Annotated in this window: 16 protein-coding genes; 8 read left to right on the top strand and 8 right to left on the bottom strand. The window is 76.1% G+C overall.

Annotated features, from left to right (window positions below):
* Positions 1–37 precede the first annotated feature (37 nt).
* The gene (locus I4I81_RS19375) at positions 38–1,435 is read left to right on the top strand and encodes a xylulokinase (RefSeq protein WP_218601856.1); all 1,398 of its coding nucleotides are present in this window, start codon (positions 38–40) and stop codon (positions 1,433–1,435) included.
* A gap of 92 nt (positions 1,436–1,527) precedes the next feature.
* Entirely contained in the window at positions 1,528–2,649 is a 1,122-nt protein-coding gene (locus I4I81_RS19380; protein WP_218616238.1) for an ROK family transcriptional regulator, read from the top strand.
* A gap of 40 nt (positions 2,650–2,689) precedes the next feature.
* On the opposite strand, the gene I4I81_RS19385 is transcribed toward I4I81_RS19380, so the two are convergent.
* Positions 2,690–3,367, bottom strand: coding sequence for a hypothetical protein (locus tag I4I81_RS19385; RefSeq protein WP_218616239.1), 678 nt, complete (start codon positions 3,365–3,367; stop codon positions 2,690–2,692).
* A 117-nt stretch (positions 3,368–3,484) separates the two neighbouring features.
* On the opposite strand from I4I81_RS19385, the gene I4I81_RS19390 reads away from it, so the two are divergent.
* Both I4I81_RS19390 and I4I81_RS19395 read left to right on the top strand, forming a co-directional pair.
* The gene (locus I4I81_RS19390) at positions 3,485–4,147 is read left to right on the top strand and encodes a response regulator transcription factor (RefSeq protein WP_218606394.1); all 663 of its coding nucleotides are present in this window, start codon (positions 3,485–3,487) and stop codon (positions 4,145–4,147) included.
* A complete protein-coding gene (locus I4I81_RS19395; RefSeq protein ID WP_218616240.1) occupies positions 4,144–5,415 on the top strand; it encodes a sensor histidine kinase in 1,272 nt (423 codons plus the stop codon). Before I4I81_RS19390 ends, I4I81_RS19395 begins: the two co-directional genes overlap by 4 nt.
* 154 nt (positions 5,416–5,569) lie before the next feature.
* On the opposite strand, the gene I4I81_RS19400 is transcribed toward I4I81_RS19395, so the two are convergent.
* On the bottom strand, positions 5,570–6,631 hold the full coding sequence (locus tag I4I81_RS19400; RefSeq protein ID WP_372478322.1) for a potassium channel family protein: 1,062 nt from the start codon (positions 6,629–6,631) through the stop codon (positions 5,570–5,572).
* 42 nt (positions 6,632–6,673) lie between these two features.
* On the opposite strand from I4I81_RS19400, the gene I4I81_RS19405 reads away from it, so the two are divergent.
* Together I4I81_RS19405 and I4I81_RS19410 are read left to right on the top strand one after the other, a co-directional pair.
* Positions 6,674–7,039 (top strand): DoxX family protein, encoded by a 366-nt coding sequence (locus I4I81_RS19405; RefSeq protein ID WP_226363459.1) that lies wholly within the window; start codon positions 6,674–6,676, stop codon positions 7,037–7,039.
* Between the two features lie 175 nt (positions 7,040–7,214).
* A complete protein-coding gene (locus I4I81_RS19410; protein ID WP_218606241.1) occupies positions 7,215–7,739 on the top strand; it encodes a DUF1697 domain-containing protein in 525 nt (174 codons plus the stop codon).
* On the opposite strand, the gene I4I81_RS19415 is transcribed toward I4I81_RS19410, so the two are convergent.
* On the bottom strand, positions 7,714–11,193 hold the full coding sequence (locus I4I81_RS19415; protein ID WP_218616241.1) for an ATP-dependent helicase: 3,480 nt from the start codon (positions 11,191–11,193) through the stop codon (positions 7,714–7,716). The genes I4I81_RS19410 and I4I81_RS19415 overlap by 26 nt on opposite strands.
* 122 nt (positions 11,194–11,315) lie before the next feature.
* Complete coding sequence (locus tag I4I81_RS19420) at positions 11,316–14,714, bottom strand: ATP-dependent helicase (protein WP_218603020.1); 3,399 nt, start codon at positions 14,712–14,714, stop codon at positions 11,316–11,318.
* A gap of 141 nt (positions 14,715–14,855) precedes the next feature.
* On the opposite strand from I4I81_RS19420, the gene I4I81_RS19425 reads away from it, so the two are divergent.
* Both I4I81_RS19425 and I4I81_RS19430 read left to right on the top strand, forming a co-directional pair.
* Entirely contained in the window at positions 14,856–15,608 is a 753-nt protein-coding gene (locus I4I81_RS19425) for an alpha/beta fold hydrolase (protein ID WP_226363460.1), read from the top strand.
* A complete protein-coding gene (locus tag I4I81_RS19430) occupies positions 15,608–15,898 on the top strand; it encodes an MGMT family protein (protein ID WP_218603019.1) in 291 nt (96 codons plus the stop codon). The genes I4I81_RS19425 and I4I81_RS19430 overlap by 1 nt, the downstream gene beginning before the upstream one ends.
* A 75-nt stretch (positions 15,899–15,973) precedes the next feature.
* Here I4I81_RS19430 and I4I81_RS19435 read toward each other — a convergent pair whose 3' ends face one another.
* Genes I4I81_RS19435 through nirB form a run of 4 tightly spaced genes read right to left on the bottom strand, consistent with a single transcriptional unit; the run spans position 15,974 to position 20,689 of the window.
* Positions 15,974–16,675, bottom strand: a complete 702-nt coding sequence (locus I4I81_RS19435; protein WP_218603014.1) for a sirohydrochlorin chelatase — start codon at positions 16,673–16,675, stop codon at positions 15,974–15,976.
* Positions 16,672–17,844 (bottom strand): uroporphyrinogen-III synthase, encoded by a 1,173-nt coding sequence (locus tag I4I81_RS19440; RefSeq protein ID WP_218603013.1) that lies wholly within the window; start codon positions 17,842–17,844, stop codon positions 16,672–16,674. Before I4I81_RS19440 ends, I4I81_RS19435 begins: the two co-directional genes overlap by 4 nt.
* 5 nt (positions 17,845–17,849) lie before the next feature.
* Positions 17,850–18,197, bottom strand: coding sequence for a nitrite reductase small subunit NirD (nirD, locus tag I4I81_RS19445; protein WP_218603012.1), 348 nt, complete (start codon positions 18,195–18,197; stop codon positions 17,850–17,852).
* Positions 18,194–20,689, bottom strand: a complete 2,496-nt coding sequence (gene nirB / locus I4I81_RS19450) for a nitrite reductase large subunit NirB (RefSeq protein WP_218603011.1) — start codon at positions 20,687–20,689, stop codon at positions 18,194–18,196. Before nirB ends, nirD begins: the two co-directional genes overlap by 4 nt.
* Positions 20,690–20,728 lie beyond the last annotated feature (39 nt).

Raw genomic sequence — 20,728 nt, forward strand, 5'->3', positions numbered from 1 at the left:
CGTCCCGACCACGGTTTCCGCGCACGAGGGGGCACTGATGACGCTCGTGGCCGGTGTCGACTCGTCGACGCAGTCGTGCACGGTCGTCATCCGGGACGCCACCTCGGGCGCGCTCGTGCGCCACGGCCGGGCGCCGCACCCGTCGGGTACGTCGGTCGATCCGGCCGCGTGGTGGTCGGCGCTGCAGGAGGCACTCGCGCAGGCGGGCGGGCTCGACGGCGTCGAGGCGATCGCCGTCGCGGGCCAGCAGCACGGGATGGTGTGCCTGTCGGGGTCCGGTGACGTCGTGCGTCCGGCGCTGCTGTGGAACGACACCCGGTCCGCGGACGCCGCGCGCGACCTCGTCGACGAGCTGGGCGCGCAGGCGTGGGCCGACGCGACCGGCAGCGTGCCCGTCGCCTCGATCACCGCCACCAAGCTCCGCTGGCTCGCCACGCACGAGCCCGACAACGCCGCGACCACGGCGGCGGTGTGCCTGCCGCACGACTGGCTGACGTGGAAGCTGCGCGGCACCGGTGCGCTCGAGGACCTCGTCACCGACCGCTCCGACGCCTCCGGCACCGGCTACTGGGGCCCGGACGGCTACCGCCTCGACCTGCTGGAACGGGCGCTGGGCCGGTCCGACGTGCTGCTCCCGCGCGTCCTCGGACCGGGCGAGGCCGTCGGCCGCACCCCGGACGGGCTCCTGCTCGGCCCGGGCGCGGGTGACAACGCCGGCGCCGCACTGGGCCTGGGGGCGCAGGTCGGTGACGTCGTGGTGTCGCTGGGTACCTCGGGCGTGGTGTCGGCGATCAGCCCGACCCCCACCGCCGACGCCACCGGGATCGTCGCCGGGTTCGCCTCCGCGACCGGCGAGCACCTGCCGCTGGTGTGCACGCTCAACGCCGCGCGGGTGCTCGACGCCGCGGGCATGCTGCTGGGCGTCGACCACGCGGAACTCTCCCGCCTCGCCCTCTCGGCCCCGGCCGGATCGGACGGGCTCGTGCTCGTGCCGTACCTGGAGGGCGAGCGGACGCCCAACCGGCCCGACTCCACCGGTGCCCTGCACGGCCTCACGCTCGGCAGTTCCGCCCCGGCGCACCTGGCCCGGGCGTCGGTCGAGGGGCTGCTGTGCGGGCTCGCCGACGCCCTCGACGCACTGGTCGACGCCGGGGTGCCGGTCAACCGGGTGTTCCTGGTCGGCGGCGGGGCCCGCTCCGACGCGGTGGCCCGCATCGCCCCGTCGGTGTTCGGGCGGCCGGTGCTGCGGCCGACCCCCGGCGAGTACGTCGCCGACGGGGCGGCCCGGCAGGCGGCGTGGGTGCTCGCCGGATCGGCCGCCCCCCCGGTGTGGGAGGCGGCCGACACGGAGTCCTTCGACGCCTCCCCCACCCCCGCCGTGCGCGAGCGCTACGCGCAGGCCCGCGACCTGACCGTCCCGCGGGTCGGGGCCTGAATGCGCGCGAGTCGGCGTGTGGTGGTGCGCGGGTCGGGGTCCGGTGGAGCGCCGGTCGGGCTCTCGTCGCGCACGTCCGGGTCGAGGCCGCGGTGACCGCGGGCCGGGGCCTCGCGGCGCGCGGGGCGGGCGCACGGGCCGCCGGGGGCGACGTCCGGCGGCACAACCTCGCGCTCGTGCTCGGTGAGGTCGTCGCCGCCGAACCGGTGTCGCGGGCCGCGATCGCCGGGCGCACCGGACTGACCCGCGGCACCGTGTCCTCACTCGTCGAGGAACTGCTCGACGCCGGGCTCCTCGACGAGCTCGCCGCCGAGCCCAGCGGGCCGGGTCGGCCGGCGAACCCGTTGCAGCTCAACAGGTCCGGACCGGCGGGGCTGGGGATCGAGATCGAGGTCGACCACGTCGCCGCGTGCGTCGTCGACCTCACCGGCGCGGTGCGGGCCACGGCCCGGATCCCGTCGGCCCACCGCGACGCGCACCCCGGCGTGGCCATCGGCCGTGCGCTCGCTCTCGCCCGCACGGTCCGCGCCGAGGCCGGGCTGGACGTCGTCGGGGCGGCGATGGCGGTGCCCGGCGTGGTCGGGGACGACGGCGTCGTCGCGCGGGCACCGAACCTGCCGCAGTGGTCCGGCACCGTCGTCGGACCCGAGTTCGACGGCCTACCCGTGAGCACCGCGAACGAGGCCGACCTCGCCGCGCTCGCCGAGCTGTGGTTCGCCGACGGCCCACCGGACGCGCTGTACGTCTCCGGGGGCGTCGGGGTCGGGGCGGGGATCGTGCTGGGCGGACAGCTGTTCCGCGGGGCCGGCGGGCGCGCGGGGGAGCTCGGGCACGTCGTCGTCGACCCGGACGGACCGAACTGCCGGTGCGGCGGGCACGGCTGCCTGGAACAGGTCGCGGGCCAGGAGGCGCTGCTGCGCGCGGGCCGCACCACCGACCTCGACGCCCTGCCCGCACACGTCCTCAACGGGGCCGCCCGCGCTCTGGGCATCGCGCTGGCCGGCGCCGTCAACCTGCTGGACGTGCCGGTCGTCGTGCTCGGGGGGATCTACCCCCGGCTCGGGGAGCCCCTGCGCGCCGCGGTGCACGACCGGCTCGGCGAGCGGGTCGTGCACCGGTCCGATGTGGAGGTGCGTCTCTCGGCCCTGGGTCCGGGGGGCGCACTACGGGCGGCCGCCGCGTCGGTGGTGCGGGAGCGGCTGCGCCGCCCGTGAGCGGAAACGGCTGCCCCGGCCGCCTCGTCCGCGCACGAGGTCAGCTCGCGCGGGGCAGGAACCGGACGCCGTCGGCGGTCAGCGTCGAGCCGTCGACGACGGTACCGGTGAGCACCACGACGTCGCCGACGACGGGCTGCTGGGCGAGCGCGGTGAGGTCGGCGGTGACGGTGCGGCCGTCGGCGGCGACCACCGTCGCGCTCGTGCCGGTGAGCGCGGTGACGGTGCCGGTGACGCGCGCCTGCGGCGTGAGGATCGCGACGGCGGTCGCGGCGTCACCCGTCCCGTCGACGCGGACGACCACGCGCTCCCCCGCCGTCAGGTCCCCGAGTGCGGCGTTGCCGGCTCCGCGGACGCGGGTGTCGTCGTTCGTGCGCAGGGTGCGCTGCGCGCCGCCGTCGGGGGTGACGACGAGCGTGCCCTCCGCCGTCGAGACGACGGATCCGATGAGGACGGGGCCCTCGCCCAGCCCGTCGCGGTCGCGCTCACCCCTCGGCCCCCGGCCGGGACCGTCGCCGAGCTCGCCGGACTCGCCGGTCAGACCGATCTCCGGTCCCCCGCGGCCGTCCCGCCCGTCGCGGCCAGGGCCGCCGCCGGGGATCAGCAGTGCGGCGACGACGGCAGCGACGATCAGCACCGCCAGCACGACGGCGCCGATCACCAGCGCGCGGCCGCGCGGCCGTCGCCAGCGTCGGGTGGGGGCTTCGGGGGCGGTCATCGGGGCTCCTCGGGTCGTCGGGGTGACGCTGCCGAGCCTGCTGCCCGAACCTGACCGGACCCTGAAGACAGGCGCTCCTTCAGCCGATCTTCAGCGGCGGGCGGGCAGGATGGCGGTGTGGGAGCGCGCGTGCTGGTCGTCGAGGACGCCGAGGCGATCCGCACCGCCGTGCTGAGCGGGCTGACGGCCGCCGGGTTCGACGCGGCGGGCCGCGTCGACGGCAGCGCGCTGGAGCGCGACCTCGAGACGTTCCGTCCCGACCTCGTCGTCCTCGACGTCATGCTCCCCGGCCGCGACGGGTTCGCGCTGCTGGAGGTCGTGCGCAGGCACAGCGACGCCGGGGTCCTGATGCTGACCGCGCGCGACGGCGTCGAAGACCGGCTGCGCGGCCTGCACGGCGGCGCCGACGACTACGTCGTGAAGCCGTTCGCGCTGGCCGAACTGGTGGCGCGGGTGACGGCGGTGCTGCGGCGGATGGGGCGCACGCCGTCGACGGTGGAGGTGGGCGACCTGCTCGTCGACGCCGCCGCCGGGGCCGTCAGCCGGGCCGGGGTGCCGATCGAGCTGACGGCCACCGAGCTGCGACTGCTCGACTACCTCGCCACCCAGCGCGGCCGCGTCGTCGGCAAGGGGCAGATCCTCACGCGCGTGTGGGGCTACACCGAGTACGACCCGAACCTGGTCGAGGTGCACGTCTCCGCGCTGCGGCGCAAGCTCGGCGAGCCGCGGCTGCTGCACACCGTCCGCGGGCTCGGGTACGTGCTGCGGGCAGAGGCGTGAACCGGCACTCGCTGCGCGCCCGCGTCACCGCGCTGAGCCTGCTGGTGCTGGCGGCGGTGCTGCTCGTCGTCGGGGTGCTCACCGACGTCGTGTTCACCGCGCAGAGCCGGGCGGACCTGCGCGGCCAGCTCACGGTGCGTGCCGCTCTCGCCGGGGAGCTGGTGGGTCGGGGCGTCGACGCCGCGGAGATCGCTCGGCAGGTGGAGGCGCCGGGGATCCGGGCGGTGCTGGTGGCCGCCGACGGGGAGGTGTACGGCGACCGGCGGGGCCGGGGCCGCGGCGACGACGACGTCCTGCGCCGGCCCCTCGCCGACGGGTCGCAGCTCACGCTGGTGGCCGTGGACGACGGCGTCACCTCCGCCCAGCAGCGCCTGCGCCGCACGCTGTTCCTGCTGAGCGTCGGCGGGCTCGCCCTCGCCGGGGTCGTGATGCTGCTGACCACCCGCGTCGCGCTCGCCCCGCTCGACGACATGACCGCGCTCGCCCGGTCCATCACCCGCGGCGACCGCGGCCGCCGGCTCGCCCCTGCGCGCACCGACACCGAGCTCGGACGCACCGCCGCCGCGTTCGACGACATGCTCGACGAGCTGGAGGGTGCGGAACGCCAGGCCAGGGAGTCCGAGGCGCGGACTCGGCGGTTCGTCGCCGACGCCGCGCACGAGCTGCGCACCCCGCTCGCCGGGGTGCGCGCGGTGGCCGAGGCGGCCGTCTCCCCCGGGCTCGACGCCGAGGAGCGCGACCGCCTGCACCTGCTGCTGCTGCGCGAGAGCGATCGCGCCGGACGGCTGGTCGACGACCTGCTCGCACTCGCCCGCATCGACGCCGGCATCGAGCTGCGCCGCGAGCCCGTCGAGCTGCTCGCGCTGACCCGGACCGAGGCCGACCGCGTGCGGCTGCGGGCGCCGGACCGGACGATCGAGGTCGCCGGCACCCCCGTCACCGTGCTCGCCGACCCGGCCCGCCTCGCCCAGGTGATCGCCAACCTGCTCGACAACGCACAGCGCTACGGCGCGGTGTCGGTGCAGGTGGGCCCCGGCGCGCAGGTACAGGTGTCCGACGACGGACCCGGTGTCCCGCCCGCCGACCGCGAGCGCATCTTCGACCGGCTGGTGCGCCTCGACGAGGCCCGCACGGCCCACGACGGGGGCGCGGGTCTGGGGCTGGCGATCGCCAGGGGCATCGCGAGGGCCCACGGCGGGGACCTGCGCCACGCCGACATCCCGGCCGGTCGGGGCGCCACGTTCACCCTGACCCTCCCCACCCCCTGACACCCGCCAGTCGGGCTCTCCCTGCCCGCGAGTCGGGCCCTCGCGGTCCGCGAGTCGGGCTGTTGCCACGCGCGAGTCGGGGCGACCCCCCGGGCGCTGCTCACGGGCTGAACCCGACTCGGCCACCACGAGACCCCGACCCGCGGGGGTGGGGTCAGTCCTCGTCGGGCGGGGTGGCCTTGCGGACGTAGAGCAGGCGGTCGCCGCGGTCGAGGGAGTCGACCTTCGACGAGTCGACGCGGTGCAGCGTGTCGCCGCGCACCACGGCCAGCACGATGTCGCCCAGGTGCCGCGGCGAACCGCCGACCTCGGCCTCCTCCACCTCGCGCTCGCTGATCGCGAAGCCGGCGTCGGGCGTCAGCAGGTCCTCGACGACCTCGACGACGTTCGGGCTCGTGGTCGCCGCCCCGAGCAGCCGCCCCGCCGTCTCCGCCGAGACCACGACCGAGTTCGCGCCCGACTGCCGCAGCAGGTGCACGTTCTCCGACTCCCGCACCGCCGCGACGATCCGGATGGTCGGGGAGAGCTCGCGGGCGGTGAGCGTGACCAGCACGGCGGTGTCGTCGCGGTTCGTCGCGACGATGATCGCCGACGCGTGCGCCACCCCCGCGATCCGCAACACGCTCGACCGGGTCGCGTTGCCGGTGACGGTGACCAGCCCGAGTGCGGACGCCGCGTCGAGCTGGGCGCGGTCGGTGTCGACGACGATGATGTCGTCGGGCCGCTTGTCGTCGCCGAGGAGGGTCTCCACGGCGGCGCGCCCCTTCGTGCCGTAGCCGACGACGATGGTGTGGTCGCGCAACCTGGACCTCCAGCGCTCGATCCGGAAGGACTGCCGGGAGCGTTCGGTGAGCAGCTCGACGGTGGTCCCGACGAACGTGATGAGGAAGATCAACCGCAGCGGCGTGACGACGATCGTGGTCCACAGCCGGGCCGCGTCGCTGACCGGCACGATGTCGCCGTAACCGGTGGTCGAGACGGAGACCGTCGAGTAGTAGAACGCGTCGAGCAGGCTGATCGGGCTGCCCTCGGCGTTGTTGTCGATGTAGCCGTCGCGACCGAAGTAGACGATCAGTGCGGTGGCGACGAGCGCCCCCATCGCGATCGCCAGCCTGCGGAGCAACGACACCAGCGGCGTGACCGTCGAATCGGGCATCCGCACCGGACCGACCAGCGTCGGGTCGGCGATCGGCCGGCGGCGCACCTCGCTCCTCACGCGCGGAGGGTAGCCCGCGACGCCCGTGCGACGATCACCGGCGTGAACTCCCGCGCCGCTATCGCACTCGCCGGCTTCCTCGCCGCCGCCGGATTCACCCACTTCGTGGCCCCCGACTTCTTCGACTCGATGGTTCCCGGGCAGCTGCCCGGCACGGCCCGGTTCTGGACCTACGCCTCCGGTGCCGCGGAGCTCGGCGTCGCCGGCGCCGTCGCCGTGCCGCGCACCCGGCGCCTCGGCGGGCTCGCGGCCGCGGCGCTGTTCGTCGCGGTGTTCCCGGCGAACATCAAGATGGCCATCGACTGGTCCGACCGCTCCGTCGGCGAGCAGGCCATCGCCTACGGGCGGCTGCCGCTGCAGATCCTGCTCGTCCTCTGGGCTCTGAAGGTCCGCCGCGACGCGCGGTAGCCCGCCGACGCCCGCACTCCGACGGCATCGCCGGGGCCGCCCACCCGCTGCACCCCGTCGACGACGCGTCTCGGCCGGCAAGATCGTGATCGTCCGTGCACGGAGGCCCTTCCGAGGGCCGTTTCGGGCGGCGCGGACCGATCTCCGCGAACCGACGGCGAACTAGGCTGGCCGCATGACCCGGTTCGTCGTGCTGCTGCGCGGGATCAACGTGGGCACCGCGAAGCGGCTCGCGATGGCGGACCTGCGGGACCTGCTCGGCGAACTCGGATTCTCCGCCGTCCGCACCCACCTCAACAGCGGGAACGCCACCGTCAGCGGGCCCGACGGCGAACACGTGCCGCGGATCGAGGCGGCCCTGCGCGGGCGCTTCGGGTTCGAGGTCCGCACCGTCGTGCTCACCGCGGACGAGCTGCGCGCGATCGTCGACGGGAACCCGTTCGCCGAGGTGGCGACGAACGGGTCACGGATGATGGCGCACGTCCTGTCCGCGACGCCCGACCCCGCACTGCTCGCCGAGCACGACGTCGCGGCCCTCGATCCGGACGGAGCCGCACTCGGTCCGCGGGTGATCTACCAGTGGTGCCCGGACGGGTTGCTCGCCGCGCCACCCCTGGCCGCGTTCGCCGAGAAGCACCTCGGCATCACCGTCACCGCGCGGAACTGGAACACCGTCACGAAGCTGGACTCCCTGCTGTAGGCACCGACTCCAGCAGCCCACGTAGGCCCGCGGCGTCGAGGAGATCGGCCGGGCGGACCGTGACGTCGGCGCGCACGTAGTGGAACGCCGCCCGGACCTGCTCGGGCGGGCACCCGACCAGCGCTGCCCAGGCCAGCCGGTACGCAGCGAGCTGCACCGACAGGGCCGGGAGCCGGGCGTCGTCGGGCAGGGCGCCGGTCTTCCAGTCGACGACCGTCCAGCCACCGTCGGGGTCGCCGAACACCGCATCCATCCGGCCGCGCACCCCCACCCCGGCGACGATCGTCTCGAACGGCACCTCCACCTCGACCGGCCGCCGCTCCGCCCACTCACTGGCCAGGAACGCCTCCTGCAGCTCGGCGAGCGAGTCGTCGGACACCGCGTCCTCGTCGGCCGCACCGGGCAGTTCGTCGAGGTCGAGCAGCTGCGCCGCGCCGAAGCGCTGCTCGAGCCAGGCGTGGAACGCGGTGCCTCGGCGGGTGTGCGGGTTCGGCGGCAGGGGCAGGGGGCGGCGCAGGCGCGAGGCCAGCGTCGCCGGGTCGGCAGCGAGCTCGACGAGCTGGCTGACGGTCAGCTGCGCCGGCAGCGCGACGGTCGGCCGGGCGCGGGCGGCGGCCCGCTCGGCGAGCAGGATCTCGACGTCGGCGGCCCAGCCCTCGGGATCGGCCGGGTCGAACCCGGCACCGCCGCCGGGTTCGACGGGTTCGGGCTCGTCGGGGTCGGGCTCCTCCGGGCCTGGGTCCTCGGGATGCCGACCGTCCGGACCGACGGTCTCCGGGGCGGGGACCTCCGGGACGGGGACCTCCGGGGCGGGGACCTCCGGGGCGGGGACCTCCGGGGCGGGGATCACCGGGGCGGGGACGTCGAGCAGCTCCAGTTGGGACCCCGGGTCGGCGGCGTCGGCCCGGGCGGTGCGGGCGGCGTCGAGGTCGGCCAGGGCGGCCCGGACGCGGTCGGCCCCGGCGTGGACGTCGGCCGACCGGGCGCCGAGGGGGTCGAGCGGCCAGGGCAGGCCCGGCCCGTCGACGATCGCGGGGTTGGCCGCGCCGTCCTCCGGCGGGTCGGCCCACTGCTCGACGCACTCCGGCACGGCCAGCCGGATCTGCTCCAGGAACTCGGAGGGATCCTTCGGCTTCTCCCCCGCCGCGGGCCAGCGGTGCCCGGACACCAGCAGCACCCGCTCGCTGCGCGTGAGCGCGACGTAGAACAGCCGCCGTTCCTCGGTGAGGCGGCGCTCGTCGAGGGACTCGGAGTGGGTCCTGACCGCGTTCTCCACCTGCTTGCGGTCGGTGCTCGCGGACAGGTCGAGCCCGGGGAGGTCGATCGCGTCGCCGCGCAGCGACACCGGGAGCTCGGAGGGGTCGGTGAGCCAGGTACCGCCGATCTTGCGGCCGGGGAAGACCTGGGTGACGAGGTGCGGCACGGCCACGACCTGCCACTCCAATCCTTTCGCGGCGTGCACGGTGAGCACCTGGACGCGGTCCTGCGCGACCTCGACGTCGCCCGGGGTGAGCCCGTCCTCGGCCTGCTCCGCGGTGTCGAGGTAGTCGAGCAGGGCGGGCAGCGTGGCCACCTCGGCGCCGGAGGCGAACTCGGCGACGACGTCGGCGAACGCGTCGAGGTGGGTGCGGCCGACCGGGCCGGGGCGGGCGGCGGACTCGGCGTCGAGCAGCAGCAGGCGTTCGGCGTCGGCGACCAGGTCGGTGAGCGGGGCCGCCGCGCGGGCACGGAGCCAGCTCAGCTCACGGCCCAGCCGCACGATCCGGTCGTGGCCCGCCGCCGTGTAGCGGGCCGGGTCGCCCGGGTCGTCGAGGGCGTCGACCAGGCCCGCCTGCTCGGCCTGCTCGGCGGGCAGCGCCCCCATCGCGAGCTCTGCAGGCGTCAGCGGGCCGGACCGCGGGGGTGACCCGGGCACCAGCTCACGCGCGCGGGCCCACAGGGCGGCGAGGTCGGCGACGCCGAGGCGCCAGCGGGCCCCGGTGAGCAGGCGGATCGCCGACGGCCCGGCCAACGGGTCGGCGACGAGTTTGAGCGCGCTGACCAGGTCGCGCACCTCCGGAGTGTCGATCAACCCACCCAGCCCGACGACCTCGACCGGGAGCCCACGCGAGCGCAGCGCGTCGGCGACCGCGTCCATGTCGGCGCGGCGGCGCACGAGCACCGCGGAGCTGGGGGTGCGCTCGTCGGTCCACTGCTCCGCGATCGCGTCGGCCAGCCAACCCACCTCGGTGGCGACGTCGGGCAGCAACGCCACCCGCACGTCGCCGCGCACCTCGGTGGACCCGGCCCGCAGCTCCCCGACGCCGACGGCCCCCGGTGCCGACCGCAGCGGCTCGGACACCGCGTTGGCCAGCGCGAGCACCTCGGCGGGGTTGCGGAAGCTCGTGAGGAGGCCGAACTCGTCGGCGGGCTCGTCCGGCGCGGCGGGGAAGTCGGTGCGGAAGCGGACGAGGTTGCCCGCGCTCGCGCCGCGCCACCCGTAGATCGACTGGCACGGGTCACCCACCGCCGTGACCGAGGGCCCGTCGGCGCGCACCGGCTCGCCGGGCACCGTGCCGAACAGCGCCCGCAGCAGCACCCGTTGGGCGTGGCCGGTGTCCTGGTACTCGTCGAGCAGCACCGCGCGGTAGGTGGCCCGCTCGGTCTCCCCGACCTCGGGGTGGCTCTCCGCGACGCGGGCCGCGATGGCGAGCTGGTCGGAGAAGTCGACGGCCCGCTCCGCCCGCTTGCGCGCCGCGAACGCCTCCACCAGCGGCAGCAGCTCGAGCCGCATCCGCTGGGCGTCGATCCAGCGCTTGTAGGTGAGCGACGGCTCGGCCCGCTGCCCCTTCCCGCGGGGCGCCGACGACAGCGTCTCGACGAGGCGCTCGGCGTGGATGCGCACGGCGTCGGTCTCGACGAGGTGCTCGCCCAGCTCACCCGCGAGCGAGAGCAGGTAGCCGGTGACGGTGGCGGGCACCCGGTCGATGTCGAGGTCGTCGGCCCAGGTGCTGACGACGCGGTGCGCGAGCTGCCACGCCGCGGTCTGGCTGAGCAGCCGCGCCGCAGGCTCCGCGGGCAGGCGCAGCGCGTGCTCGCCGACCAGGCGCCCGGCGTAGGCGTGGTAGGTGGACACGGTCGGCTCCCCGGCCAGCACGGCCGCGCGGCGCTCGCCGCTGGGGTCGAGCTCGTCGAGCAGGCGCGTCCCTGCGAGCCGCCGCAGCCGCGACCGCACCCGGGCCCCGAGCTGCTGCGCGGCCTTACGGGTGAACGTCAGGCCGAGGACCTGCTCGGGCAGCACCTCACCGGTGGCGACGAGCCAGACGACCCGCGCGGCCATCGTCTCGGTCTTGCCCGCCCCCGCCCCCGCGACGACGAGGGCCGGGCGCGGCGGGGCGGAGATGACGGCGGCCTGCTCCTCGGTCGGCGGGTCGACGCCGAGGGCCGTCGCCAGCGCGCGGGGGGTGAGGAGCACCGGTTGTTCCTACCCGTCCCGCCGCCCGCACACGGGTGCGGGGGGCGGCACACAGGTCCGGCCCTGTGTGCGGGCACACGGACCTCCGTACGAGCCCGGCCGGCGTGACGGCGCGTGGCGCATCACGCCTCCGTGACCGGGCGGCCGGCGCCGTGGGCGGGACAGCTGGTGTGGACCGGGCAGCGGTCGCAGTCGGGGCCCAGGCGTGCGACGAACACCGATCCCGACGACTGCACCCCCGCATCACGCACCACCGCCCGCCACAGCTGGACGCCGTCCTCGTCGAGCGGGGGCTGAGCGGGCTCCTTCGCCTCCCCGCCGGCCTTGCGGTCGGCGACGTAGACCAGGCGGGCACCGCCCGGGCCGGCCGCGGCATCGACGAGGTCGCCGAACGCACCGAGCGCGGCGGCCAGCTGGTACACCGCGAGCTGCGGGTGCTCCGCTGCCGCGCGGGCGCTCACCGCCGTCTTGCCCGTCTTCACGTCGATCACGACCGGTCGGCCCTCGGCGTCGGCCTCCAGGCGGTCGACGCGGCCCCTGAGCCGCAGCCAGGGCCCGGGGGTGCCGACCTCGACCTCGTCGGGCGGCAGGTCGAGCTGCACCGCCTGCTCGACGGCGACCAGCCGCAGCCCGTCGGCGCGGCTCGACCGCACCCACTCGTCGAACGCCGCGAGCATCCCGCGGACGCGGACGAGCTCGCGGCGGCCGAACCACGGCGCTCCCGCGTCGAGCCGGGCCCACGCCGCCTGCAGGGCCGTCTCCAGCTCCCCCTGTTCCGCGCCCGCCGCCGCGGCCTGGACGAGCGCGTGCACCAGCGACCCGGTGATCGCCGCGAGTGCCCCGTTGTCGCTCCCCCCGTGGCGCTCCAGCACCCACCGCAGCGGGCAGCGCAGGATCTTCTCGACGTCGGACGGCGACACCGGCACGACCTCGCCGGGCTCACGCAGCGGGGCCTGCGCCGAGAGCGGCGCGAGGCCGTACCACTGGTCGGGATGGGCCCCGGGCACGCCGGCCTCGGCGAGGCGGGCGAGCGACGCCGCCGCGCGGGCGTGCCGCGCCGGATCGGCGACGGGGTCGCAGACCGCCCGGCGAAGCTCCCCGACCAGCTCCGCGAGCACGAGCGAGCGCCCCGGGCGGTGCACCGCCCGCTCGGCCTTCTCCGCAGGCAGGGGATCGAGCTCGTCGAGGAAGCGCGAGGGCTGCTCGTCCTCCCCCTGCACACCGCTGACCAGCAACATCGTGCGGGCTCGGGTGCACGCGGAGTAGAACAGCCGCCGCTCCTCGGCCAGCAGCGGAGCCATCCGCGAGACCGTCTCCTGCGGCGCCGCGACCCCGGCCACGAGATCGACCAGCCGCTCGTTGCCGAGCAGGCTCCCGCGCAGCCGCAGATCGGGCCAGGCCCCCTCCTGCACCCCAGGCACCGCGACGACGTCCCACTCCCGGCCGCGGGCGGCGTGCGCGGTGAGCAGCACGACAGCGTCGCTGTGGGGTGCGCGGGCGGCGAGCGAGTCGCTGGGCAGGTGCTGCTCGGTGAGGTACTCGGTGAAGCCGACGACGCCTGCGCCCGGCAACCGGTCGGCGTGCCGCGCGGCGGCGTCGAACAGGGCGAGGACGGCGTCGAGGTCGCGGTCGGCCGCGGCGCCCGCCGGGCCGCCCCGCGCACTGGACTCGCTCCACCGCTGCCCCAGCCCGCACCGCTGCCACACCCGCCAGAGCACCTCCTCGGCGCTCTCGCCGTCGCGCACGGCCTCGCCTGCGAGCGCCAGCAGGGCCCCGACGCGGCGCAGTGGGGCGGTCTCGTTGGCCGGGAGGGCCGACAGCGGGTCGGGCCGGCCGCGGGCGGCGGCGCGCAGGGCGTCGACGAGGAGGGGATCGGACCCCTCGCCGGACTCGGCGTCGGGGCCTCCCGCGTGCAGCCGGAGCAGGCCGCGGCGCAGGCGGCGCATCCGCATCGGGTCGGCCGAGCCCAGCGGGGACGTGAGCAGGGCCGTGGCGGCGTCGGCGTCGAGCTCCTGGGGGCGGGCGGCGTAGCGCAGCACCATGAGCAGCGGCACGACGGCGGGCTGACGGGCGGTGGGCAGCTCGTCGGGCGGGGCGGCGATCGGGACACCGGCTGCGAGGAGCGCGCGGCGCAGCGTGGGCAACGAGCGGCGGGTGGACCGCGACAGCACCGCCATCCGCGACCACGGCACACCGTCGGTGAGGTGGGCGCGGCGCAGCCGGTCGGCCACCCAGCCCGCCTCCTGGGCGGCGGAGGCGAAGATGCGGACGTCGACGACGCCGTCCTGGGTGGGCGCTCCGGCGGTCGGCGGCTCCGCCGCGTCCGACGGCCCGGCCACATCCGCCGAACCGGACCGCGCGGCCACATCCGCCGGGCCCGGCGGCCCGGCCACATCGGCCGAACCGGACGGCGCGGCCAGATCCGCCGGGCCCGGCGGACCGGCCTCGCCCGGCGGACCGACGCGCCGACGACCCGGACCGGCCCCGGGCAGCCGGGCGGCCAACCGCGCCCCGGCCGCTCGCACGGCGGGGGCGCTGCGGTGGTCGACACCGAGTACGACCGTGTCGGCCTCGATCGCGGTCATCCCCGTGGGGTCGGCCCCGCGGAAGTTGAGGACGGCCTGGTCGGGGTCGCCCGCGAGCAGCACGGTGCGGGCGGTGGAACCGAGCGCCCGCACCAGTTCCATCTGCTGGGGATCGAGGTCCTGGGCGTCGTCGACGAGCAGGTGCTGCACGCGGTGCCGCTCGGCGGCGAGCAGCTCGGGATCGGACGCCAGCGCGTCGAGGGCGGCGGAAACCAGCTCGGCGGCGTCGAGCGCGGGTGCCGTGGCCTGCGGGGCCCCCCGGCCCGCGGCGCCGCGCAGCAGCGTGACCTGCTCGTAGGTGCGGAAGAACCGGCCCGCCGCGCTCCAGGCCCCCACGTCGTGCAACTCGCCCAGCCCGGCGAGCTCGTCGGGACCCAGCCCGCGCTCGGCGGCCCGCAGGATCAGCTCACGCAGCTCGGCGGCGAACCCGGGCAGGGCGAGCGCGGGACGCAGCCGGTCGGGCCAGCCCGAGCCGGGAACCTCGTCGAACAGCTCACCGGCCAGCAGATCGCGCACCACGGCGTCCTGCTCGGCGCCGGCCAGCAGGCGCGGCGGCGGGTCGCCGTGGCGGGCGGCGTGCAGGCGCAGCACGCCGAACGCGTACGAGTGGACGGTGCGGACGAGCGGCTCGCGCAGCGTGCGGTCGGCACCGCCGGCGAGATCGGCCAGCCGCTCCCGGAACTCCCCCGCCGCGCGCCTGCTCCCGACCAGCAGCAGCGTGCGCGCCGGGTCCTCCCCCGCGGCCACCCGCCCCGCGACGGCGGCGAGCAGCAGCGTGGTCTTGCCCGTGCCCGGACCGCCGAGGACCTTCAGCGGCCCCGCGGCATGCGCGAGCACCCGCAGCGCGGCGGCGTCCCACTCCGGGACGACCCCGACCCGGCGCGGCGCGCGCACGAGACCGGGCGCCACGCGGGCGGAGGGGAGGGTGCGGGTCACGTCAGGGATGCAACCACCCACCCCCGACAGTTCCGCGGTGGGGTGCGCGTGCGTAGTGCAGCAAAGCCACCTTGCTGCCGTCTCTTCGCGGCAAGGTGGCTTTACTGCCATCCCGGACCCGCCCGTGCGAGCATCCCCACCGTGAGCCCGCTGCATCTGCACTCGTTCGGTGACGGTGATCCGGTCCTCGCCCTGCACGGCGTCACCGGGCACGGGGAGCGCTGGCGGGTCCTCGCCGACGCCCTGCCCGACCACCGCCTGATCGGGGTCGACCTGCGCGGCCACGGCCGCTCCCCATGGGCCCCGCCCTGGGGGTTCGAGCAGCACGTCACCGACCTCCTCGCCGTCCTCGACGCCGAGGGGCTCGACCGCGTCCCGGTGATCGGGCACTCCTTCGGCGGCGCGATCGCGGTACACCTGACCCGGATCGCGCCCGAGCGCGTCGAGAGGCTCGTCCTGCTCGACCCCGCCATCGGCCTCGACCCCCAGGACATGCTGGAGACCGCCGAGGACACCCGCGCCGACGAGTCCTACCCCGATCTCGCCGCCGCCCGCGCCGACCGCACCCAGCGCTGGGAGGGCATCGCCGCCGACCTCGTGGACGCCGAGCTCGCCGCCCATCTCGTCCCCGACGGCGACCGGTGGCGCTACCGCTACTCCCGCGCCGCCGTCGTCGCGGCCTGGGGCGAGATGGCGCGTACCGCGATCACCCCCGTCGGGCCGACGCTGCTCGTCCCGGCCACGAAGGCCGACTTCGTCGCCCCGGCGTGGGTCGACGCCTGCCGCGCCGCCCTCGGCGACGACCTCACCGTCGCCCCGGTCGACTCCGGGCACATGGTGTTCCTGGAGCGCACGGCCGAGGTCGCGGAGCACATCCGCGCGTTCCTGCGGTGATCGACGAGGAGACCGTCGAGCGGATCCGCGAGGTGGTCCGCGCGATCCCGCCGGGCGAGACGTCGAGCTACGGCGAGGTCGCCGCGCGGGCCGGGCTCCCCGGCCGCGCACGGCTCGTCGGCCGGATCCTCTCCGAGGACGGCCACGACCTGCCGTGGCACCGCGTCCTGCGCGCCGACGGGACGTGCGCGCCCCAGGTCGCGCGGGAGCAGAGTGCCCGCCTGCGCGCCGAGGGCGTCCTCCTGGTCGACGGCCGGCTCCCCCGCCGCCGCCGAGCCGACCCGCGCTGACCCGCACAACCGCACCGAGCTGCATGGAACCGACTGCGGACGACCCCGGTTCCCCGGCGGCCGAACGCCGACCGGTCAGGCCGTGCGCAGTTCCGCCGTGTCCCGCTGCGCGGCCGTCGCGGCCCGGTACCGGTCCACCACCAGCTCGACCACGGCGTCGTGCGCGGCGATCGGGGCCCCCACGACGTCGGCCCCGCACTCGTCGAGCGTGCGCTGGAACAGCCCGGGGGCGAGCAGCCAGGACGCCACCGCGACCCGCCGGGCCCCGCCGTCGCGCAGCGCGGCGACCGCGTCGCCCACCCTCGGGCCGCCGGTGGCGATGGTCGCGAGCGTGACGGGACGGGACAGAGCACGGCCCAGCCGCCGGGCGGCGCGCTCGCCGTCGGCCTGCGCGTAGGGGTCGCTGGACCCGGCGACGGCGAGCACGACGGCGTCCCCGTCGCGCAGCCCCGCCGTGCGCAGCCGGTCGGCCGCCGCGCCGACGAGAGCGGGATCGGGTCCGAACGTCTCCCCGATCACGACGTCGGAGCGTCCCGTCGCGCTGATCTGCGACGGGACGTCGACACGCACGTGGTAGCCCGCGGCCAGGAACATCGGGACGGCGACGCAGGGCCCGGGCAGGTCCGCGAGTGCGTCGGACGGCGTCGGGTGCCGCACGTCGACGTAGCAGGGCTCGACGCGCACCCCGAGCCGGTGCCGGACGAGTGCGGCCACCGCCTCCGTGACGACCGCACCGGCCGGGTCGCGTGTGCCGTGCGCGACGAGCAGCAGGTTCACCGGCCGTCCCCGTTCTGGCAGTGCCCGCCGCCCGTGGGATCGAGCGCGAGCCGGTACCCCCGCTTGACCACGGTCTGCACCAGCTTCGGCTCGCCCAGCGAGGCTCGCAGCCGCGCCATCGCCGTCTCCACGGCGTGCTCGTCGTCGCCCCCGCCGGGCAGCGCGCGCAGCAGGTCGGCGCGGCCCACCACCCGGCCGGGACGGCGGGCGAGGCTCCGCAGCAGCGCCATGCCCGCGGGTGGCACCGCGCGCAGCCGACCGTCGACGAGCACGGCCTGCCCGCGCAGCTCCAGGAGGTGCCCGGCGACCGGAAGCCGGCGGGCCCGGTCGGGCATCTCGGCCTCGAGCTTGCGCACCATCGCCCCGAGGCGGGAGCGCTGCGGCTGCACCGTCGGGATGTCGACGGCCTCCAGCGGCGCCGCCGTGACCGGCCCGACGCACAGCGACAGGACCGGCCCGCGCAGGACGGCGATCAGGTCCTCGCGCACACCGCGCTCGCCGGCGCGGGCCAGCAGGCTCGCCGCGGCGGGGGCGCTGGTGAACGCGAGGGCGTCGACGGAGCCGGCGAGCACGGAGTCGAGCAGGCGATCGAGCGGGCCGAGGTCGGCGGGCGGGAGCCACCGGTACACCGGCACCTGGACGACGGACGCGCCCGCGATCTCCAGCGCCTCGACGACGTCGGGCAGCGGCTCGCCGTGCAGCTGCACCGCGATCCGCTTGCCCTCGAGCGGGCCCGCGAGCAGGTACTCCAGCACCTCCGCCGACGACTCCGACGGCGGCGACCACGCGTCGACCAGCCCGGACGCCCGGATCGCCCCGCGCGCCTTCGGGCCGCGGGCGAGCAGCGTGCCGGAGCCCAGCGCGGCGAGGAGGTCCTCGCCGAGGCCCCAGCCGTCGGCGGCCTCGACCCAGCCGCGGTAGCCGATCCCGGTGGTGGCGACGGTGATGTCGGGCGGGCGCGCGATGAGGTCGCGCGTGGCGGCCTGCAGGTCGGTGTCGTCGGAGACCGGGACGATCCGGAGCGCGGGCCCGTGCAGCACGCACGCTCCGCGGCGCTCCAGCATCGTGCCGAGCTCCTCGGCCCGTCGCGCGGCCGTGACGCCGATGGTGAACCCGGCCAGCGGGGGGACCTCGACGGGGGACGTGGTGGATGCGGTGGTGGTGGTCACGGCGGCTACCACGGTAGCCCGACGTCCAGCTGTCCGTCCGCGACGCGCACCGGATAAGAGGGCAACGACACGTCGGCGTCGTCGAGGCAGCGCCCGTCGACGAGGCTGAACACCTGCTTGTAGATCGGTGACGCGACGGTCGACACGCCGCCCCGGTCGCCGACGATCCCGCGCGACATCACCGCGGCCCCGGAGAACGGGTCGACGTTGCCGACGGCGTGCACGGAGCCGTCGTGCAGCCGGAAGATCGCCACCTGGACGTCCCCGACGAGCGCCGCGACCCCGCGCTCGGGCATCAACCGGTCGAGCGGGCAGATGGTCGCCCAGCGGACCGTGGTCTCCGTGGCCGTCACGCCCCCACCCCCGGCAGCCCGAGCGCGACCGGCACGCGCTGCCCGCGCTCCTCGCGGGTCTGCACCAGCGGGTCGGGCGTGTCGGGCGCGTTGACGAAGGACACGAACCGCGCGAGCTTCTCCTCGTCCTCCAGCACCCCGCGCCACTCGTCGGCGTAGCTGCCCACGTGCTGCTCCATCGCGGCCTCCAGGTCGGCGCAGATGCCGAGGGAGTCCTCGACGACGACCGCGCGCAGGTGGTCGAGGCCGCCGTCGAGCGACTCGATCCACGGCGCCGTGCGCTGCAGCCGGTCGGCGGTGCGGATGTAGAACATGAGGTACCGGTCGATGAGCTTCACGAGGGTCTCGGTGTCCAGGTCCGAGGCCAGCAGCTCGGCGTGCCGCGGGGTGAACCCGCCGTTGCCGCCGACGTAGAGGTTCCAGCCCTCCTCGGTGGCGATGATCCCGAAGTCCTTGCTGCGGGCCTCCGCGCACTCGCGCGCACACCCCGACACCCCGGACTTGAACTTGTGCGGCGCCCGCAGCCCCCGGTACCGCAGCTCCAGCGCCACCGCGAGCCCGACCGAGTCCTGCACGCCGTAGCGGCACCACGTCGTCCCGACGCACGACTTCACCGTGCGCAGCGACTTCCCGTACGCGTGCCCGGACTCGAACCCGGCGTCGACGAGCCGGCGCCAGATCGCGGGAAGCTGTTCGACGCGGGCGCCGAACATGTCGATCCGCTGCCCGCCGGTGATCTTGGTGTAGAGCCCGAAGTCACGGGCGACCTCGCCGATCGTGATCAGCTGCGCGGGGCTCACCTCCCCGCCGGGCAGCCGCGGCACCACCGAGTAGGTGCCGTTGCGCTGCAGGTTGGCGAGGAAGTGGTCGTTGGTGTCCTGCAGGGTCGCCTGCTCGCCGTCGTGGACGTGCCCGGTGCCGAGCGAGGCGAGGATCGACGCGACGGCGGGCTTGCAGATGTCGCAACCGCGCCCCTGACCGAAGCGCGACACCAGCTCGGAGAACGTCCGGATCCCCGACCCGGCGACGATCTCGAACAGCTCCGCCCGCGACTGCGCGAAGTGTTCGCACAGCGCCTTCGAGACCTGCACGCCGGAGTCGATCAGCAGCTTCTTGAGCAGCGGCACGCACGATCCGCAGCTGGTGCCGGCCCTGGTGCAGCTCTTCAACGCGGCCACGGTGTCGGCGCCGTCGCCGATCGCGTGCACGATCGCGCCCTTGGTGACGGAGTTGCAGGAGCAGATCTGGGCCGAGTCCGGCAGGGCGTCGGCCCCCAGCTCCACACCCCCGGGCGCGATCAGCGCGACCGGGTCGGCGGGCAGCGGCGAGCCGACCAGCGGGCGCAGCGCGGCGTACTTCGAGGCGTCGCCGACGAGCACGCCGCCGAGCAGCGTGCGGGCGTCGTCGGAGATCACCAGCTTGGCGTAGGTCCCGGCCACCGGGTCGTTGACGACCACCTCCAGCGCACCGGGGGTGGTCGCCTGGGCGTCGCCGAAGCTGGCCACGTCGACGCCCAGCATCTTGAGCTGCGTCGACATGTCGAGTTCCTCGGGCGTCATCGTCGCGGGACCGCCGAGCAGCCGGTCGGCGACGACCTCGGCCATCGCGTACCCCGGCGCCACGAGCCCGTAGGTGCGCCCCTCCAGTGCCGCGACCTCGCCGATCGCCCAGACATGCTCGTCGGAGGTCCGGCAGCGGTTGTCGACGAGCACCCCGCCGCGCTCCCCCACCGGCAGCCCGGCCGCGCGGGCCAACGCGTCGGCGGGCCGGATGCCGGCGGAGAAGACGACGAGGTCGGCGTCCAGCTCGACACCGTCGGACAGGGTGGCCACCAGCCGCCCGCGATCCTCGGCGATCCCGTTGACGGAGACACCGCAGCGCACCTGCAGCTCCTCCGTCTCGACCAGCCGTCGCAGCAACGCCCCGCCGCCCTCGTCGACCTGCACCGGCATGAGCCGGGGCGCGATCTCGACGACCTGCGGCGAGAGCCCCAGCGAGCGCAGCGCGCGGGCCGCCTCCAGGCCGAGCAGGCCCCCGCCCACGACGACCGCGGACCGCCGGCCGGCACCGGGCCGGGCCACGGCGTCGGCGGCGGCCGCCTTGATCGCGTCGAGGTCGTCGAGGGTGCGGTAGACGAAGCAGCCGGGGAGGTCGCGGCCGGGCACCGGCGGCACGAACGGCACCGAACCGGTCGCGAGCACGAGCGCGTCGTAGGGCAGGACGCGGCCGGTCTCCGTGGTGATCCGTCGCGTGTCGCGGTCGATCGCGACGGCGGGGTCGCCGAGGTGCAGGTCGACGGTGAGGGAGGGCAGCGTCAGGTCCTCGGCACTCACCCCGTCGACGTAGGACGACAGGGCCACCCGGTCGTAGGCGGGACGGGTCTCCTCGCCCAGCACAGTGATGTGCCAGGTGCCCGCGGAATCGCGATCACAGAGGGCCTGCACGAGGCGGTGCCCGACCATCCCGTTGCCGATGACGACGAGTTCCAACATGGCGCCGACGGTAGGTAGCGGCCGTTACGGACACGCGGC

This window comes from Pseudonocardia abyssalis, assembly GCF_019263705.2.
GTDB lineage: Bacteria > Actinomycetota > Actinomycetes > Mycobacteriales > Pseudonocardiaceae > Pseudonocardia > Pseudonocardia abyssalis.

Excerpts from the sequence above, each read along its gene's own strand:
- I4I81_RS19375 (WP_218601856.1), top strand. The coding sequence starts at position 38 with ATGACGCTCGTGGCCGGTGTCGACTCGTCGACGCAGTCGTGCACGGTC.
- I4I81_RS19385 (WP_218616239.1), bottom strand. The coding sequence starts at position 3,367 with ATGACCGCCCCCGAAGCCCCCACCCGACGCTGGCGACGGCCGCGCGGC.
- I4I81_RS19410 (WP_218606241.1), top strand. The coding sequence starts at position 7,215 with ATGACCCGGTTCGTCGTGCTGCTGCGCGGGATCAACGTGGGCACCGCG.
- nirB (WP_218603011.1), bottom strand. The coding sequence starts at position 20,689 with ATGTTGGAACTCGTCGTCATCGGCAACGGGATGGTCGGGCACCGCCTC.